This is a genomic window from Vibrio sp. 1CM23M (genome assembly GCF_023161755.1).
Lineage (GTDB): Bacteria > Pseudomonadota > Gammaproteobacteria > Enterobacterales > Vibrionaceae > Vibrio > Vibrio coralliirubri.
In genome coordinates, this window is sequence record NZ_JALNTR010000004.1 from 164,595 (window position 1) to 182,979 (window position 18,385).

Genomic DNA, 18,385 nt, shown 5'->3' on the forward strand with positions numbered 1-18,385 from the left:
ACGTAAATATTAGTGCGGTGAGATGTTTGAAAGCGCCTGAATGTGAACCGTGATCTCTTCGCGATCGTGGTAAAGGTGCTTAGCCTGCATCTTGAACTTCACTTTGTTCTCAATAAGGAACACTTTTAGGTTCTCGATATCTTGCAGTACTTCATCGTAACGGCCTTTCATAGGCAGTTTAAGGTTGAACAGTGCTTCTTTCGCCCAACCTTTGATGATCCACTCCCCCATAAGGTGTGCAACACGAGCTGGCTTCTCAACCATGTCACAGATAATCCAAGTTACGTTCTTACGGTCTGGTTCAAACTTAAAGCCATCCACCATGTGGTGCTTAATTTGACCCGTTTCCATTAGGCTGTCTGCCATCATGCCGTTATCAACACAGTGAACGAACATCGAGCGCTTAACCAATTGGTAAGTCCAACCACCTGGACACGCACCTAAATCAACCCCCCACATACCTGGAGCCAGACGCTCGTCCCACTCATCACGAGGGATGAATACGTGGAATGCTTCTTCTAGCTTCAATGTAGAACGGCTTGGCGCATCTGATGGGAATTTCAGACGAGGGATACCCATAAAGAACTGTGAGTTGTTCGTTGGGTAAGAGTAACCAACAAAACAGTGCCCTGGAGCGATAAAGCATAAATGAAGCACAGGCTTCTTAGCGTTATCTTTCGCTGTCATCAGGCCTTTACCACGCATAGCTTGACGCATCGGCACAGTAAACTTACGGCAGAACTTCAAAAGCTCTTTTGCTTCGTTAGTGTCTGGCGTTTCAATACGGATATCACCACAACGAGGGAAACCTTCTTTCTCAGAAAGCGCCTCAAGAATTGGAGAAATACGGTCATCGGTTGGCAGGTCTTTAATTTCAACAGCCACTGCTAGCATTTGACGAGCAAAGATCAGTGATTGGAAATCGATCTCTTTGATCAGCTTATCCGCTTCACCTGCTTGGTAACATTCAAACAATACAAAGCCTGTATTGTTCTTTAGGCGAGGAAAACCAAACACTTCCAGTTGTGTTGCCTTGTCTTGAATTTCGCCAGCACATTCTTTTTCAAAACCAGAGCGACAATAAAGTAGTACGTGTTTCACTGAGTTACCTCTTTTATATTCAAAGCAGCGAAGGAGAAGACTCCCCAACCAATGATAAATAGTAGACCACCAAACGGTGTTATAGGGCCAAACCATTTTATTCCTGTCAGTGCCAAGCTATAAAGGCTGCCACTAAAACAAAGGATGCCGATGATAAAGCAAATTGCCGCAATGAAAAAATATTTTTGTGATTTAGCGCCAAGTTTCATCTGAAGCAGAGCACCACACGCCAATATCGCCAGAGTATGGATAAATTGGTACTGAACACCGGTCTCAAACACACCTAGCAGATATTCAGGCAAGATAGCTTTCAAACCGTGAGCTGCAAAGGCGCCAAGCATCACAGCAACCGCGCCAGAGATGCCAGCAAACGTGAGTAAATACTTACTTCTCATTGAGTACCTCTTTAATAAACGCCGCTAGTTTCTCAACGGTTAACGCAATATTCTGCTGCTCGGTGTAACCAGAACTCTTACGAGGTTTAAAGCTGTGGTCGCCATCGGGAATAAATTCAACACGAATAGAATCAGACAGATCAAAGTCAGCAAACTCTTCACGCTTACCAAAGGTATCGCGCTCACCTTGTAAAATGAGGCAAGGCTTTGCTAACTCAGCTAAGTGCTCACCTTTGTACTTTTCAGGCTTACCTGGTGGGTGGAAAGGAAAGCCTAAACACGCCATTGCTGCCACTTTATCAACTTCAGACAAATGGCTCGCCATACGCCCTCCCATCGACTTACCACCAATCACAAGCTTATCGCCATCAACCTGCTCAATAATCTCTTGGTAGGCTTCAAGTAGCTTAGGCGCTCTGTCAGGTGGACGACGCTTACCATCTTCAGCACGTTTAATCATGTAAGGGAAGTTGAAACGAATCACTCGTATCCCTTTAAAAGCTAACCCTTTGGCTACCGACTGCATGAACTCATGATCCATGCCTGCGCCAGCACCATGGGCAAAGATAAAGGTGATCGGATTGTCTTCACCATCAATGATGACGTTATTCATCGAGTAAGTCCTCTTGTTCACTTTGCGCTTTCGCCAGCATCCAATCACGGAAGGTCGCGATACGACCCATGTCGGCTTGTTTCTCATGACAAACCACATAGAAGGCGTTCTTACTCACCAACACTTCATCAAAAGGTGCAATCAAACGACCCGCTTCGATTTCAGGCTGCGCCAACACGTTGTTACCTAGAGCAATGCCCTGGCCGTGAGCCGCTGCCTGCAGCACCATGGTTGAGTGACTGAAGATAGGACCGTGATTAACGTTTACGCCATCGATGCCATTTTGCTTAGCAAACTGTTTCCAATCCTTTCGAGAGGTATCATGCAGTAGCGTATGGCATGCCAAATCACTGAGAGATTCTAATGGTTTTACTCCTAGCAGCACGGAAGGTGAGCAAAGAGGGATCAAGTATTCTTGGTAAAGCTTATCGGCTCTAAGCCCCGACCAATTACCTCGGCCATAATAGATAGCGACGTCTACATCATCGGTCAGCGAACCTTCATCCATATCAACAGCTTTGATTCTTACATCAATATCAGGTTCTTGCTGATTAAAGTCAGCGAGCCTTGGTACCAACCATTGAATCGCAAAACTCGGCGGTAAACTGATGGTCAATGCGCCCTTCTCACTTCGCTCCAGCACTTTGTCTGTCGCTTCTGCCAGCGATGTGAAAATATCTTTGATATCCAAGAAGTAGCTTTGACCTTCTTCAGTCAGCAGCAAAGAGCGGTTTCTTCGGCGAAACAGCTTCAAAGATAAGAATTCTTCAAGCGCTTTGATCTGATGGCTGACCGCCGCTTGAGTAACAAACAACTCTTCTGCGGCACGCGTAAAACTCAAGTGTCGAGCTGCTGCTTCAAACACTCTTAGCGAGTTTAATGGGGGTAATCGACGAGACATAGTTACTCTCTAAATAAGCATTAGTTTTTTTTATCTGAAACATTATAATTTGTCCATTGCCTAGCGGCCAGAGAAATTCTATATTTCATCCCGCAGCAGCTAGCCTGAACGGCTTGATTCTCTCTAGAATCAATTGGCTTAGCTCCTGCGATGTTGTGTTTGCAAACTCGTTCTTTTCGAGTTGGGTAGAGTTCTACCAAATGTTTTGTTGCAGTTTATACTGAAACGAGGCATGTACTTCCTGTATTTATTTTGACCTGTCTGTCAAATTTGTTTACACCGCCTTATGGGCGGTGTTTTTTTATGTGCAAAGAAATGTAACAACAAGTTTATCAATAGCTGTGCTAATTAATCTTTATTATTTTTCATCGCCAATCACAGAATCAGACACCCACTCAAATAATCAACTGAACACATACAAATAGCACCATTGAGTTGCACTAAAAAGTAACAGAATACTTCAAGATACTCACACTTCTTCGGTACTTATAAGCCCGTTTAGAGCTTACTCTTTCTATCAATCAAAAATTTCAAAGCTGAGCATGACGATAGCACGCCCAAACTCACGCCTCTGTCTGACTACTGTAAATCATTCACAATAGAAAATAAAAAAGCCGCTTACTTTTCAGTAAGCGGCTTTGCAAAATGATTAACGGTTGGTCAATACACCACTATGGGCGGTAAACCTTAACGTTATGGAAGCCTTGCTCTTGTAGGTAAAGCGCCTGTAGACGGCTCATTACACCACGGTCACAGTACAGCAAGTACTCTTTCGCTTGGTCTAGGTCGCCAAACTGAGTCGAAAGCTTGAAGAATGGGATGTGTTTAATTTCAACACCCTCGATCTCTAATGGGCTTTCGTCTTCTTCTTCTGGGCTACGGATATCAAGAACGATAGCGTGCTCAGCAACAGCTTGAACTTGTTCAACTTCAGGCGCTTGCTCTTGGCTCTCTTTCTCGATGTCACGGATATCCATAACACGAGCGTTCTCGATCACTTGATCCAGTACTTCAAAGTTAAACTTAGCTTCTTCTGCTTCTAGTTTGCCTTTCTTCGCTTTCACTGTTGGCTTCTTAGAGATCACACCACAGTACTCAGGCATTACTTTAGCGAAGTCTTCAGTACCGATGATACGAGAAAGGTCAATGATGTCTTCTTTGTCCCAGTTGATAAGCGGACGAAGAATCAAAGTGTCTGTCACGTTGTCGATGTGGCGAAGGTTAGTTAGCGTTTGGCTAGAAACCTGACCAAGTGCTTCACCTGTTACTAGAGCTTCAATACCGAAGCGCTCTGCAACCATACCACCAGCACGCATGAACATACGCTTAAGAACAACGCCCATTTGGCCGTCTTCTACGTTCTCAAGGATTTCAGCAACCACGGGTTCAAAGTCTACAGAAATGAACTTCACCTTTGCAGATGAGCCGTATTTATTCCATAGGTAGTGAGCCACTTGCTTAACGCCAATCTCGTGCGCTGGGCCACCAAGGTTGAAGAAACAGTAGTGAACCTTAGAGCCACGTTTGATGTGCAGGTAGCTTGAAACACCAGAGTCAAAGCCGCCAGAGATCAAGCTTAGTAGATCTTCTTGAGTACCAAGAGGGAAACCACCTAGGCCTTTGTGACGAGCTAGAACTTGGTTAAGTTTGTCGTTAGCCACTTCAACCTTAACGGTTACATCAGGGTTCTTAAGTCGAACTTTCGCTGACTCAACCGCTTGGTTTAGACCGCCGCCTACGTAGCGTTCAAGTTCAATAGAAGTAAAGTCATGCTTACCACGACGCTTAGCACGAACAGAGAAAGTCTTGCCTTCAATGTCAGCACGGCTGCGTTCTAGTACTTGCTCATAAATATCGTGCAAGTCTTTGAACTCAGACTGTTGTACTTCAAGAGAGTGGTGAATACCTGGAGTGTGAGTCAGAGCTTCTAACACTTCTGCGTAGTACTGGTCACTCTCAGACGTCACTTCGATATGATCGCGACGGTTGAATACCGCAACACTTTCACAGCGACGTTGAATAACGTTACGAATGTTGCACTCTAGAATCCTTGTGAAGCGCTTACGCACCGATTCACTTTTTACAAAAATTTCCGGATGGGGCTTAACAATAAATTTCATAGTACTTTCACAACATTAATGTTCAAAATTTTGAAAACGCTCATCGCTAAGTAAATTAGAGAATTTACACAGCACTTGAAGCAAGAATAGATCATATCTAAATCTAAGGGCGCGAATTATACATGAGAAAGTGAAGCAAGGAAAAGAGTGCTTGCTGTAACACCCTCATTAAACCGCTTGTTATTAACAGTAGCAGGTTTCGAATCGACATAAATGCCGCAGAGAGAACCATCGAAGACCAGCAAACAAAAAGCCCAACCTCATTATAAGGTTGGGCTTTCGATGCTATCTGGATGCTACCGTGTGTACACCTATCGGCTATTCATTAATAACAGGCACTTCGTCACTGTAAAGCGGCTCGCCCTGCATGATGCTGATTTCAACGCGGCGGTTGAGGCTACGTTGCCATTCAGTATCGTTCGGCTCGACTGGCTCGGTATCCGCCATGCCGCGTACTCTCAAGCGTTGATGAGAGAAACCACGCACCTTTTCCATCTCTTGAGCAACAGACACTGCTCGCTGTGATGACAAGTCCCAATTAGAGCGATAAAGCTCGGAATCAAGACGTTGATTATCGGTGTGCCCTGAGATTCGAACGATACCCGGAACATCTTTCACCAACTCAGCCACCTGTCTCACCAAAGGTCGGAACTTAGGCTGTAGGAAAGCAGAACCCGATGGAAATGCGCCTTTTTCACGAATTCGAATCACTATTTGCTGGCCAAGATTTTCAACTTCAATCGCGCCTTGGTCGATCTCTCGTTCCAACGCCTTCTTGATGCTTTCCATCAAGGTTTCCATCTCTTGCGATTGAGCCTCGGCTTGTTGTTGCTGTTGGTCTGACTCAGAGTTTTGATTGTCGTGAGTCGAAACCTCTGGCGACTTGCCTCCGGTCATCTTGCCTTGGTCACGCATGGTACCGCCAGCACGCTCAGATTCACCTTCATGAAACTCAAGCGTTTGCTGTGTAATATCAATGGTCTGTTGCATGATCACATCAATCGGTGTCGGCTCTGGGCGACCAGGGCGGAACTCTTGTGCAATGATGCTGGTGCCTTTAGGAATGTCTTTCACTTCCAAGCGGTTTTGTACACCAAACGCAAATTTCATCGAGCCAGCGATCTGCTTGAACTTCAGTACGTCCATCTCAGAGAATGAGAGCAGTAGTACGAAGAAACACATCAGCAGTGACATCAAGTCAGCAAATGTCCCCATCCATTGAGGCAACCCTGGAGGAGGACATTTACATGGATTCTCTTCATCCATCTTCAACTCCTCTTACGCCGGTTCACCATCAATCGTACGCTTACCTTCGTTTAGGTAGCTCTTCAGGTAACCATCGATTACTCGTGGGTTCTGACCATCTTGAATCGCGAGTACGCCATCCATAACCAAACGACGGTTGAGGGTCTCTTGGTCACGACGCAGCGCAAGCTTGTCCGCAATTGGGAAGAACACCATGTTCGAAAGAATCGCACCATATAGAGTGGTCAAAAGTGCCACCGCCATCGCAGGACCGATCGCTTTTGGATCATCCATGTTAGAAAGCATGGCAACCAAGCCAACCAAGGTACCAATCATACCCATCGCGGGTGCTACATCACCAAATGCAGAGAACACCTTTGCGCCCTGCTCATGACGCTCTGTGGTTAATGCGATGTCTTTTTGCAGTGCAGCACGAACTACATCTCCATCATGGCCATCCACCAAAAGGTCGATGCCCTTTTGCATGAAACTGTTGTTAATTTCCATCTCTTCCAGTGCTAAGAAACCACCTTTACGAGCCGCATCAGCCATCTCTACAACTTTCGCAATAAGATCTTCAGGCTCATCCGCTTTAAACATAAAAGCTTTGCCTGCGATTTTAGTCGCACCAAAGAACTGTCCCATGGTGAACTTCATTAGAACAACAAAAGTTGAGCCACCAACGACGATCAAAATGGATGTCGTGTCATAGAACATCCCGAGGCTTCCACCTAGGATCATTGCCATAATTACAAAGGCAAATCCACCAATCAAACCTATTAGGGTTGCTAAATCCACTGAGCACTCCTCATGCTTTTTTGTAGCTCTATGTCGACGATAATCTTTGTATCGGCAAGACTATAAGATCTTTTAGTAAATTCTTGGCCTAAGTATCACACTTTTCGTTTTTGAATCCCAACTATTGGCTTACTTTGCTCTTATACGTAGCGCATAAACTCGATAAAGCTAAGGTTATTCAAGCAAAGTGCGTTCAAGCCCCTTAAAAACGAACTTTCTAGCAAAATTTCTTGGTTACATTTGACCATCTCAGCGGCCTAGGGTAACGTTCGTTCATCTTTCCAAACGCAGATTTATTATGGCTACTAAGAAACCTGAAAATATGAGCTTTGAAGCAGCAATCGAAGAGCTTGATGGCTTGGTTGATCAACTAGAAAATGGTGATCTAGCTTTAGATGATGCGCTGAAAAAGTTCGAACGAGGCATCTCCCTCGCTCGTGCCGGTCAAAGCAAACTAAATGATGCTGAACAGCGTGTTAGCATCCTACTGCAAAATGATGAAAACGCAGAACTTAGTGACTTTAACCCACAACCAGAATAACGAATTGTATGAGATCCCCTATGATCGAGACTTTATTGTCTTATCAAGCACGTAATAACGAGCAATTGAACCTTTGGCTTGATCGCCTACCACACCAAGATCAGAACCTGATCAACGCGATGCGTTATGGGTTACTTTTAGGCGGTAAACGCGCACGTCCATTTCTTGTCTACATTACAGGGGAAATGCTCGGCTGCACCGCTGAAGAACTCGACACTCCAGCATCTGCAATCGAATGTATTCATGCCTATTCTCTGATTCACGACGACCTTCCAGCAATGGACGACGATGAACTGCGTCGTGGCCATCAGACTTGTCACATCAAATACGATGAAGCAACGGCAATTTTAACTGGCGATGCACTACAAACTCTCGCGTTTACTATACTTGCGGAAGGTACATTAAGTGCTGACGGTGAAAGCAATCGCGTTCGAATGATTCAACGCCTAGCTGAAGCCTCTGGTGCACAAGGTATGTGTATTGGGCAAGCACTTGATATTGAAGCTGAAAACCGCTCTGTCACGCTAAAAGAGTTAGAAGAAGTTCACCGCAATAAAACGGGCGCGCTAATGAAATGTGCGATTCGTTTAGGTGCGCTTGCTGCTGGTGAAAAAGCGCTTGAAGTGATGCCTCAATTAGACAAGTACGCCGATGCCATTGGATTAGCATTCCAGGTTCAGGATGATATTTTAGATATTACTGGCGATACTGAAACTTTGGGTAAACCACAGGGTTCTGACCAAGAATTGAACAAAAGCACCTACCCTTCTTTGTTAGGTTTAGAGGGCGCTCAAGAAAAAGCGCAAACTCTGCTACAGGAAGCGCTTCAAGCTTTGGCTGCAATCCCATACAATACCCAGTCACTCGAAGAGTTCGCCCGATACGTCATCGAGCGCAAGAACTAAGACAATAAGCGCGCATTACCTATGACTCTTGATATATCAAAGTACCCAACTCTTGCTTTGGCTGATAAGCCAGAGGATTTGCGTCTACTTCCAAAAGAGACGCTGACACAGCTTTGTGATGAATTACGTACCTATCTTCTTAACTCAGTGAGCCAGTCAAGCGGTCACTTAGCGTCAGGCTTAGGTACAGTGGAGCTGACAGTTGCTCTGCACTATGTGTACAACACGCCTTTTGACCAGTTGGTTTGGGATGTTGGCCACCAAGCATACCCGCATAAAATTCTTACTGGTCGTCGCGACCGCTTGTCGACTATCCGTCAAAAAGATGGGCTGCACCCATTCCCATGGCGTCAAGAGAGCGAATACGACACCCTTTCTGTTGGTCACTCTTCAACGTCGATCAGTGCTGCACTTGGTATGGCTATCAGTGCGAAGAAAGAAGGCAAGAACCGTAAAGTCGTGAGTGTGATTGGTGATGGCGCGATTACTGCGGGTATGGCATTTGAAGCCATGAACCACGCGGGCGATATTCACAATGACATGCTGGTTATCCTGAACGATAACGAGATGTCGATCTCTGAAAACGTAGGTGCGCTAAACAACCACCTAGCTCAAGTTCTTTCTGGCAGTCTTTACACGTCAATTCGTGAGGGCGGCAAGAAAGTGCTATCAGGCGTTCCGCCGATTAAAGAGCTGGTTCGTCGTACAGAAGAACATCTAAAGGGCATGGTTGTCCCTGGCACCATGTTCGAAGAGTTAGGCTTTAACTACATTGGCCCAATTGATGGTCACGATGTCAATGAGCTGATTAAAACGCTGAAGAACATGAGAGACCTAAAAGGTCCTCAGTTCCTGCATATCATGACTAAGAAAGGCAAAGGCTACGAGCCAGCTGAGAAAGATCCAATCGGTTACCACGGCGTACCGAAATTCGATCCAGCACACTCCAGTCTCCCTAAGAGCACCAGCTCTAAACCAACTTTCTCTAAGATTTTTGGCGACTTCCTGTGTGATATGGCCGCGCAAGATCCTAAGCTGATGGCGATCACGCCTGCAATGCGTGAAGGCTCTGGCATGGTACGTTTCTCTAAAGAATATCCAGAACAATACTTCGACGTTGCTATTGCTGAGCAGCACGCTGTGACGCTAGCAACCGGTATGGCGATTGCGGGTGATAAACCGATTGTGGCTATCTACTCGACGTTCCTACAACGTGGCTACGATCAACTGATCCACGATGTAGCTATCATGGATCTACCGGTCATGTTCGCGATTGACCGTGCAGGTCTTGTCGGCGCAGATGGTCAAACACACCAAGGTGCGTTCGACTTAAGCTTTATGCGTTGTATTCCAAACATGGTGATCATGGCACCAAGTGACGAAAACGAGTGTCGCCAAATGCTATACACTGGCCACCAACACACAGGTCCAAGTGCCGTTCGTTACCCTCGAGGTAATGGCATGGGCACTGAGATCCAAAGTGAGTTTACTGCGCTTGAGATTGGTAAGGGTCGTATCGTTCGTGAAAGTGCGAAAGCAAAAGATGGCTCGAAAGTCGCTATCCTAAGCTTCGGTACCTTCTTAGAAAGTGCGCTTCAAACCGCTGACGCTATCGATGCGACCGTTGCAGACATGCGTTTTGTGAAACCGCTAGACGAAGCTCTGATCAAGCAACTTGCTGCTGACCACGATGTACTGGTTACTATCGAGGAAAACGCAATCGCAGGTGGTGCGGGTGCGGGTGTGATTGAATTCTTGATGCAAGAGAAACTACTGATGCCAGTATTGAACCTTGGCCTACCTGACAAGTTCATTGCTCAAGGCACTCAAGGCGAGCTACATGAAGAGCTAGGCTTAGACGCGAAAGGTATTGAGAAGTCTATTTCTGACTACCTTGCTAAATAACTTTCACAAGCAAGCGGCATAAACGACAAAACAAAAAAGGTTGGCCCTAGGGTCAACCTTTTTAGTATCCGTTAATTAGTTTGGTGTACCACCAACTAAGCCTTGAGCTAACTCACACTAACCAACCCGCGAAATGCGCTACGGCATACAACGAAATCGCCGCCATAATACCCGCCACAATATCGTCAATCATGATACCCAAACCACCATGAACTCGCGCATCTAACCAACCAATCGGCCATGGTTTTACCATGTCAAAGAAGCGGAAAAGCACAAAACCAGTCAGCAGCCATTTCCAGTCATCAGCAGGGATATTCAGCATCGGCACCAAGCTCATGGTGATCCAAAAGCCCGCAAACTCATCCCAAACGATAGAACCGTGATCATGCACGCCCATATCATCAGACGTTACTTGGCAGATCTTAATACCAATAATGCAGCTTACAACCACCACTGCAACGTAAGCAGGGAACGGTAGCTGAACCAACAATAAGTACAATGGAATAGAGGCGAGCGTACCCATGGTGCCGGGAATAATAGGCGATAAGCCACTACCAAAACCTGTTGCTAAGAAATGCCAAGGGTTTTTAAGAGAAATAAGAGAAAGTGGGTTTGTCATCAATTAACCTTAAAGTGATCGTAACCAGTTAAGTTCCAACTCAGTGGTTCACCATTATTGTGTAATTCAAAATATTCTACAGGTCTTATCTGGCCAATGCAGGTGACTTTTGTGCCAGTGTGTGACAAAGCACTTTCCAATGACCCTTTATTCTCTTCCGGCACAGTAAAGCACAGTTCGTACTCTTCACCACTGGTGAGCGCATACTGTTGAGCCGAAGCGACATCAGAAGCAAACTGGCGTAGCTCTGGAGAGATAGGAAGGCAACTCACATCAATGCTTGCACCAACCTCTGAACGCTTCAGGATATGCTTTAGGTCAGCAATCACGCCGTCAGAGATATCAATAGCAGACGAAGCAAGATTAACGAGCGCCTGGCCCGCGAGCACTCGTGGAGAGCTGATGTAGTGTCTCTCTTCAAGCTCAAGTGCATAAGGCTTAGCTTTGTTCTGTTCGGGGTTAAGTAACACTTCGAGGCCAGCTTTACTGTCACCTAGGCTACCCGTTACGTAAATCCAGTCCCCCACTTTAGCGCCATCTCTACGCAGTGCTCGTCCTTCAGGAACAAAGCCCTGTACAGTCAATGTCAGACTTAGTGGCCCTTTAGTTGTATCACCACCAATTAACTGGATACCAAAGTAGTCTGCGAGTTTAAAAAAGGAGTCACAGAAAGGAGCAAGCCATGCCTCATCCACTTCAGGCATGGTTAACGCAAATGAAACCCAAGCAGGCGTCGCCCCCATAGCAGCAAGGTCGCTAATGTTAGACGCCAAGGCTTTATGTGCAACCCAAGCTGGGTTCGCTTCCGCTAAGAAGTGAGTACCCGCAACTAAGGTGTCCGTGCTGATCGCTATCTCAACATTGCTTGGCGCTTTGACCAAAGCACAATCATCACCCGCAGCCAGAAGTACGTCTTTACGTTGTGGTTGTCGATTTACAAAATATTTTTCAATCAGGTTAAATTCGCCAGACATCACATGCCCTATCTTTAGTCTCATAAAAATCGCTGTAATCATGGATATTACAGAAATTTAGTTACAAAAAAGGCCAGCATGATAGCTGACCTTTAGATTCAATATACGAACGTCTTATTTCTTACGAACGTGCGGTGCAGCTTTATCAAGCACACCGTTAACAAACTTATGGCTGTCTTCTGCTGCGAATACTTTCGCAAGCTCGATAGCTTCGTTGATAACCACTTTGTATGGTACATCTTCGCGACGAGTCATCTCGTACATAGCTAAACGTAGAAGCGCTAGTTCCATCAGATCCAGATCTTGCATAGGGCGAGATACGAATGGACGAAGCTTGCTATCAAGTTCCATGTGGCTAAGAGCAACACCAGTTAGCAGGTCGCGGAAGTATGCAACGTCTGTTTCTGGCATAGCAAGTGCAGGTTCTGCAGCATGATGCTCTTCTTCATCATACTTACCACCAGATAAGAACTGTTCTTCAACGGTAGCAATATTTTCTTTAGTAATTTGCCAAGAATAAATTGCTTGTAGAGCAAATTGACGTGCGTTACGACGTGCGGCTGGTTTCACACTGGCCCCCATTAGGAATCGATTTCAGAAAGAACGTTGATCATCTCAAGTGCGCTAAGTGCTGCTTCTGCACCCTTATTACCAGCCTTGGTTCCTGCGCGTTCAATAGCTTGATCGATCGTATCAACAGTAAGAACACCAAACGCTACTGGAAGAGAGTATTCCAGAGACACTTGTGCCAAACCTTTATTACATTCACTACAAACATAGTCAAAGTGAGGTGTACCGCCACGAATTACTGTACCAAGAGATACAATCGCATCGAACTTGCCTGTTTTTGCAACGCGCTGCGCTACAAGTGGAAGTTCAACTGCACCAGGGCAACGAACAACAGTGATGTTGTCTTCGCTTACTTGTCCATGACGCTTTAAAGTATCGATTGCACCAGAAAGTAAACTTTCGTTAATAAAACTGTTGAAACGAGCAATAACGATAGCAATTTTTGCATTTGGCGCTGGGAAGCCACCCTCGATCACTTTCATAAGCCTTCCTTTAACTATTTTCATCAAGTGAGAATCGCCGGATTCTAGCACAAAACTGTGAGCAATATCTAATGGTAATTTAGAAGAACAGACACCGGCAATGTAAAGATGATAATGCAGCGCCAATCCCAAGCATATAGGAACAGCGAGTAGCCAAGTTTGTGTATTGAACACGTTTTGAGTCGAACTTGGCTACTTTGCTCTTTTGGCAAGATTTATCACCAAAAGAGCCACTGAAATCATCGGTAAATTATGTCGCTACAAACGGAGAGACGTCTGCTTGTTGACATAGGATTTATTCGCAAACGTACTCAACAACGTTAAGACCAAAACCACCCAATGCGTGGTAACGCTTAGTGCTCGAAGAAAGCAGACGCATATCGTGTACGCCTAGGTCTTGAAGAATCTGAGAACCGACACCAACACGACGAGAAGTACCTTGCTTCTTAGCCATGGTTGGCTGCTCGTTCTTATCTTGCGCTTCGAATGTCTTCACTTTGTGGATCAAAGAATCAGACGACTCTTCGTTGCCAAGAATAACCAACACGCCGCCTTCATCACCAATGCGCTTCATCGCTTTATCTAACGACCAGCTGCGCTCGGTACCGCGGTCTGAATGAAGCAGATCGGTAAATGTATCATGCAGGTGAACACGCACTAAAGGAGCGCCTACAGACAAGTCGCCCTTTTGCATTGCGTAGTGGATCTGGTTATCAATTGTATCGCGGTAAGTCACAAGCTCGAAATCACCAAACTCTGTTGGTAAATGACATTGTGCAACGCGCTCAATTGTCGTTTCAGTGTTGTTACGGTACTCAATCAAGTCAGCAATAGTGCCAAGCTTGATGTCGTGCTTTTCTGCGAACACTTCAAGGTCAGGGCGACGCGCCATAGTACCGTCGTCGTTTAGGATTTCTACGATAACCGATGCTGGTTCACAGCCCGCTAATCGAGCTAAATCACACCCCGCTTCAGTGTGGCCAGCACGCGTTAATACGCCACCTTCTTGAGCTGTCAGTGGGAAGATATGACCAGGTTGAACTAAGTCAGCCGCTTTTGCGTCTTTCGCTACTGCAGCTTGAACCGTCACTGCACGATCGGATGCTGAAATACCGGTTGTTACACCCTCTGCCGCTTCAATCGAAACCGTAAAGTTAGTGGTGTACTGTGCATTATTGTCTTGAACCATAGGTGCTAAACCCATACGGTTTGAACGCTCTTTAGTCAGCGTTAGACAGATCAAACCGCGGCCGTACATTGCCATGAAGTTAATCGCTTCTGGCGTAACATGTTCTGCTGCCATGATCAGATCGCCTTCATTCTCGCGATCTTCATCATCCATCAGGATAACCATTTTTCCTAGGCGAATGTCTTCAATAATTTCTTGAGGAGTACTAATTGGCATTGTTCTATATCCTTTGAAATGGTTCTGCTTCCTAGAACCGACACTATTTAAACCTGATGATATTGCTTCGCTTTACAAAGTCTCGCTTAATTACTTTGTATTAACGGTTAGGCAAAACCATTCTGCTGTAAGAATTCCATCGTTAATCGAGATTCAGGCTCAGATTCTTGTTGCTGACCTTGCAGTAAACGCTCCATGTAACGCGCTAATACATCGACTTCTAAATTCACTTTACGACCTACATTGAATTGGTCGATGGTGGTTTCTGAAGAGGTGTGAGGAACGATAGTCAGCTTGAATGCGTTCTTGCGTAAATCGTTCACAGTCAGACTGATGCCATCGACCGTTATTGAGCCTTTTTGAGCGACGTATTTTGAGATCTCTGCTGGCATTTCTACCCAAAACTCAATTGCACGGCCAACTTGGTTGCGTTCAACAATCTCACCCACGCCATCAACGTGACCAGACACAATGTGTCCACCGAAACGCGTGGTTGGTAACATTGCTTTCTCAAGGTTAACTTTATCGCCCGCTTGGTAATCGACAAAACCCGTTTTTTTCAGGGTCTCAAGCGAAAGGTCTGCACTGTAGCTGTGGTCGTTGAATTCAACGACTGTCAAACACACACCATTGGTTGCGATACTGTCGCCTAACTGAACGTCAGCCATATCAAGCTTGCCAACGTTGACCGTTACGGTGATGTCTTCTCCGCGGGGAGTGATTGCACTCAATGTACCTACGGCTTCTACAATTCCTGTAAACATTTTAAAACTCTTTTTGTTGTCAACGACACGTATGCAGTTGGAGTAACTATTTCGAGAGTGGTTTCGCTGCTATTGGTTTAGCCACAATTGGTTTCGCCACAATGCGAATATCCACACCAACCTGTCGAACATCTTTAATTTCTAGGTCAATAACGTCAGACATTGAAGTGAGCCCTAATGCGCCCATCAAACCTCGTCCGTCACTGCCCATAAGTTTAGGTGCTAAATAGAGGATTAGCTCATCCACCAGCTGTTCTTCAATCAAGCTTTTTGCCAATGTTGCGCCCGCTTCGACCCAAATATGGTCGATATGATTGGCAGGTAATTGACGCATCAGATCGTGCAAATCGAGCTGACCTGCATCTGTGGTTCCTACTTCAATATCCGCAGACGCTTCAGCCACTCTTAACACTGGTGTTGGCGACTGATATAACTTGAGCTCAGGACGCAGTTGATTTTGACGATCAAGAATCACGCGAATTGGCTGACGAAGTTCATCTTCAGCGTAATGAGCTTTAATACTGCTTGGCAACTCTGCCCAGCGAACATTCAACGAGGCGTTATCTTCAATCACCGTTTGGCTTGTGGATAACACTGCGCCCGCTTTTGCTCGATAATTCTGAACATCACGACGCGCTTCTGGCGATGTGATCCACTGGCTTTGGCCATTTTCCAATGCAGTTTGACCATCAAGGCTAGCCGCCATCTTCAACTGAACAAATGGCATGCCAGTTTGCATACGCTTGATAAATGCAGGGTTCAAATCAAGAGCATCTTGCTCTAACAAACCAATTTCAACCTCAATACCCGCGTCGCGTAGCATTTTGATACCACGACCTGCGACTTTTGGGTTTGGGTCCTGCATGGCACAAATCACTTTGGTTACTTGAGCCTTAATCAAACCTTCAGCACAAGGTGGCGTTCGACCGTAATGAGAACAAGGCTCTAGCGTGACATAAGCCGTCGCGCCTTTTGCTTTGTCGCCCGCCATTCGCATGGCATGTACTTCAGCATGAGGCTCACCTGCTTTCGCGTGAAAACCTTCACCAACGATCTGACCATCAGTTTGTACAATGACACAACCCACATTCGGGTTGGGTGCAGTAGTGTAAATGCCGCGTTTTGCTAACTGAATAGCACGCGACATCATTTGAAAATCTAGGGGAGTAAAGTTTGACATGATTGAGGAGTTAATCCTCTAATTTAGCGATTTCTTCGCCAAACTCTCGGATGTCTTCAAAACTGCGGTAAACAGAGGCAAAACGAATGTACGCCACTTTATCCAATTCTTTCAATTGGCCCATCACAAGATTACCAATCATCTCGCTTGGTACTTCACGCTCACCAGTTGCACGGAGTTGTGACTTAATCGTACTGATCGCAAGTTCAATCGCATCAGCACTCACTGGGCGTTTTTCTAGGGCGCGCTGTACACCACCCACCATTTTATCTTCATTAAATGGTTCGCGGTTTCCATTCGACTTTATGACCTTAGGCATCACAAGTTCTGCCGATTCGAACGTAGTAAAACGTTCACTACATGCAAGGCATTGACGGCGACGACGAACCTGATGGCCATCGGCTACCAGTCTTGAATCGATTACTTTAGTGTCGTTCTCTGAACAAAAAGGACAATGCATATCACCTCCAAATAATTGAATATCAGTGTAACGGAATTGCCAAACGTTAGGAAAGAAAAAGGGCCAATTAAGGCCCTTTTGTGTGGTGATTCATTGATTATTGCTACTCGATCGCCATTTCAAAAATGAGCTGAGGAGTAAAATTAACGACCAGCGTTAACCGCGGACTAAATAGTTCGCTTTACCTACCCATTTGTAGCTTGTCAGCTCTTCTAAGCCCATTGGGCCGCGAGCATGCAATTTCTGAGTAGACACGGCAACTTCAGCACCTAAACCAAACTGTGCACCATCAGTAAAACGTGTTGATGCATTCACATAAACCGCTGCAGAACCAACAGAGTTAATGAAACGCTCTGAGCTCTCTAGGCTGTTAGTCATGATCGCGTCTGAGTGACTCGCGTTGTGTACACGCATGTGGTCAATCGCTTCCGCCACATCCGCAACAACTTTCACGCCTAACGTGTAGCTTAGCCATTCAGTGTCAAAGTCGCCTTCAACCGCATCACGTTGGTCCTCAAAACCAGTAAGCAATGATTTTGCACTCGCGTCAGCAACCAAGGTTATTTTGCCCGCTAAACGCTGTGTTAGCTTAGCAAGGAAAGCTTCAGCAATCGCTTCATGCACTAGCAGTGTATCCAATGAATTACATGCCGATGGACGTTGAACTTTTGAGTTTTCGACCACATCGACAGATTTCTCAATATCAGCGCTTTCATCAACGAAGATATGGCTGATACCAAAGCCGCCGATGATTACTGGGATGGTGCTGTTCTCTTTACACATCTTGTGCAGGCCAGCGCCGCCACGAGGAATGATCATATCCACGTAGTCGTCCAGTTTAAGCAGTTGAGAAACGAGTTCACGATCAGGCTTCTCGATGTACTGAACAGAAGCGGCTGGAAGCTCCGCTTTCTCTAATGCAGACTGGATAACTTTAACCAGTTCCATGTTCGAGAAGAACGTCTCTTTACCACCACGTAGGATACTTGCGTTACCTGTCTTCAGACACAGAGCTGCAATATCGATAGTTACGTTCGGACGCGCTTCGTAGATAACACCCACCACACCAAGTGGCACACGGCGGCGAGACAGTGACATACCGTTTTCCAGTACCTTACTGTCGATTTCGCTGCCAACTGGGTCATTCAGGCTAATCACGTTACGCACATCGTTAGCGATACCGGTTAAGCGCTCTTCATTAAGAAGTAGACGATCAAGCAGTGCATCAGTTAGACCAGCTTCGCGACCTAATTCGATATCTTTCGCATTCGCTTCTAAAATCGTTGCAGCGTTTGCTTCTAGTTCATCAGCGATAATCGCCAATGCTTTATTCTTTTGCGCCGTTGATGCGGTCGCTAGGTGGAAAGCAGCGTCTTTTGCTGCGATACCCATGTTAGTTAAATCCAC

The 18,385-nt window shown here is 45.8% G+C and carries 19 protein-coding genes; 3 read left to right on the top strand and 16 right to left on the bottom strand.

All coding sequences use genetic code 11. The annotated features are described in order from the left end of the window. Positions 1-9: 9 nt before the first annotated feature. The 7 genes from rlmM to pomA all read right to left on the bottom strand — a co-directional run bounded on the left by rlmM (position 10) and on the right by pomA (position 7,173). The gene (gene rlmM / locus MSG35_RS15015) at positions 10-1,101 is read right to left on the bottom strand and encodes a 23S rRNA (cytidine(2498)-2'-O)-methyltransferase RlmM (RefSeq protein ID WP_017070491.1); all 1,092 of its coding nucleotides are present in this window, start codon (positions 1,099-1,101) and stop codon (positions 10-12) included. Then, entirely contained in the window at positions 1,098-1,496 is a 399-nt protein-coding gene (locus MSG35_RS15020; protein WP_059020016.1) for a DUF423 domain-containing protein, read from the bottom strand. Before MSG35_RS15020 ends, rlmM begins: the two co-directional genes overlap by 4 nt. Further along, complete coding sequence (locus MSG35_RS15025) at positions 1,486-2,109, bottom strand: alpha/beta fold hydrolase (protein WP_041472884.1); 624 nt, start codon at positions 2,107-2,109, stop codon at positions 1,486-1,488. The genes MSG35_RS15020 and MSG35_RS15025 overlap by 11 nt, the downstream gene beginning before the upstream one ends. Next, on the bottom strand, positions 2,102-3,010 hold the full coding sequence (locus MSG35_RS15030; protein ID WP_012604639.1) for a transcriptional regulator GcvA: 909 nt from the start codon (positions 3,008-3,010) through the stop codon (positions 2,102-2,104). Before MSG35_RS15030 ends, MSG35_RS15025 begins: the two co-directional genes overlap by 8 nt. Before the next feature lie 671 nt (positions 3,011-3,681). After that, positions 3,682-5,130 (bottom strand): tRNA uracil 4-sulfurtransferase ThiI, encoded by a 1,449-nt coding sequence (gene thiI / locus MSG35_RS15035; RefSeq protein WP_017060776.1) that lies wholly within the window; start codon positions 5,128-5,130, stop codon positions 3,682-3,684. A 318-nt stretch (positions 5,131-5,448) separates the two neighbouring features. After that, positions 5,449-6,396: a flagellar motor protein MotB gene (locus MSG35_RS15040; RefSeq protein WP_017060777.1), complete on the bottom strand. Its 948-nt coding sequence runs from the start codon at positions 6,394-6,396 to the stop codon at positions 5,449-5,451. A gap of 12 nt (positions 6,397-6,408) precedes the next feature. Beyond that, positions 6,409-7,173: a flagellar motor protein PomA gene (pomA, locus tag MSG35_RS15045; protein ID WP_017060778.1), complete on the bottom strand. Its 765-nt coding sequence runs from the start codon at positions 7,171-7,173 to the stop codon at positions 6,409-6,411. 298 nt (positions 7,174-7,471) lie between these two features. On the opposite strand from pomA, the gene xseB reads away from it, so the two are divergent. From xseB to dxs, 3 genes are read left to right on the top strand one after another with little or no spacing between them, the layout of a single operon-like run. Continuing rightward, complete coding sequence (xseB, locus tag MSG35_RS15050; RefSeq protein WP_004734405.1) at positions 7,472-7,714, top strand: exodeoxyribonuclease VII small subunit; 243 nt, start codon at positions 7,472-7,474, stop codon at positions 7,712-7,714. A gap of 20 nt (positions 7,715-7,734) precedes the next feature. Beyond that, the gene (ispA, locus tag MSG35_RS15055; protein WP_248384452.1) at positions 7,735-8,619 is read left to right on the top strand and encodes a (2E,6E)-farnesyl diphosphate synthase; all 885 of its coding nucleotides are present in this window, start codon (positions 7,735-7,737) and stop codon (positions 8,617-8,619) included. A 21-nt stretch (positions 8,620-8,640) separates the two neighbouring features. Further along, positions 8,641-10,524, top strand: a complete 1,884-nt coding sequence (gene dxs / locus MSG35_RS15060; RefSeq protein WP_048605516.1) for a 1-deoxy-D-xylulose-5-phosphate synthase — start codon at positions 8,641-8,643, stop codon at positions 10,522-10,524. A 112-nt stretch (positions 10,525-10,636) separates the two neighbouring features. On the opposite strand, the gene pgpA is transcribed toward dxs, so the two are convergent. The 9 genes from pgpA to MSG35_RS15105 all read right to left on the bottom strand — a co-directional run bounded on the left by pgpA (position 10,637) and on the right by MSG35_RS15105 (position 18,385). Next, entirely contained in the window at positions 10,637-11,143 is a 507-nt protein-coding gene (gene pgpA / locus MSG35_RS15065) for a phosphatidylglycerophosphatase A (RefSeq protein ID WP_048605519.1), read from the bottom strand. Beyond that, entirely contained in the window at positions 11,143-12,117 is a 975-nt protein-coding gene (gene thiL / locus MSG35_RS15070; RefSeq protein ID WP_248384523.1) for a thiamine-phosphate kinase, read from the bottom strand. Before thiL ends, pgpA begins: the two co-directional genes overlap by 1 nt. Before the next feature lie 114 nt (positions 12,118-12,231). Then, entirely contained in the window at positions 12,232-12,699 is a 468-nt protein-coding gene (gene nusB / locus MSG35_RS15075; protein ID WP_004734399.1) for a transcription antitermination factor NusB, read from the bottom strand. Continuing rightward, a complete protein-coding gene (ribE, locus tag MSG35_RS15080; RefSeq protein ID WP_004741508.1) occupies positions 12,699-13,169 on the bottom strand; it encodes a 6,7-dimethyl-8-ribityllumazine synthase in 471 nt (156 codons plus the stop codon). The genes nusB and ribE overlap by 1 nt, the downstream gene beginning before the upstream one ends. A gap of 295 nt (positions 13,170-13,464) precedes the next feature. Beyond that, positions 13,465-14,574, bottom strand: a complete 1,110-nt coding sequence (gene ribBA, locus MSG35_RS15085; protein ID WP_004734397.1) for a bifunctional 3,4-dihydroxy-2-butanone-4-phosphate synthase/GTP cyclohydrolase II — start codon at positions 14,572-14,574, stop codon at positions 13,465-13,467. 107 nt (positions 14,575-14,681) lie between these two features. Next, the gene (locus MSG35_RS15090; protein ID WP_048658105.1) at positions 14,682-15,338 is read right to left on the bottom strand and encodes a riboflavin synthase; all 657 of its coding nucleotides are present in this window, start codon (positions 15,336-15,338) and stop codon (positions 14,682-14,684) included. A gap of 46 nt (positions 15,339-15,384) precedes the next feature. Further along, positions 15,385-16,488 (bottom strand): bifunctional diaminohydroxyphosphoribosylaminopyrimidine deaminase/5-amino-6-(5-phosphoribosylamino)uracil reductase RibD, encoded by a 1,104-nt coding sequence (gene ribD, locus MSG35_RS15095; protein WP_248384453.1) that lies wholly within the window; start codon positions 16,486-16,488, stop codon positions 15,385-15,387. A 40-nt stretch (positions 16,489-16,528) separates the two neighbouring features. Further along, entirely contained in the window at positions 16,529-16,978 is a 450-nt protein-coding gene (gene nrdR / locus MSG35_RS15100; RefSeq protein WP_004734394.1) for a transcriptional regulator NrdR, read from the bottom strand. A gap of 156 nt (positions 16,979-17,134) precedes the next feature. Further along, entirely contained in the window at positions 17,135-18,385 is a 1,251-nt protein-coding gene (locus tag MSG35_RS15105) for a glutamate-5-semialdehyde dehydrogenase (RefSeq protein WP_248384454.1), read from the bottom strand.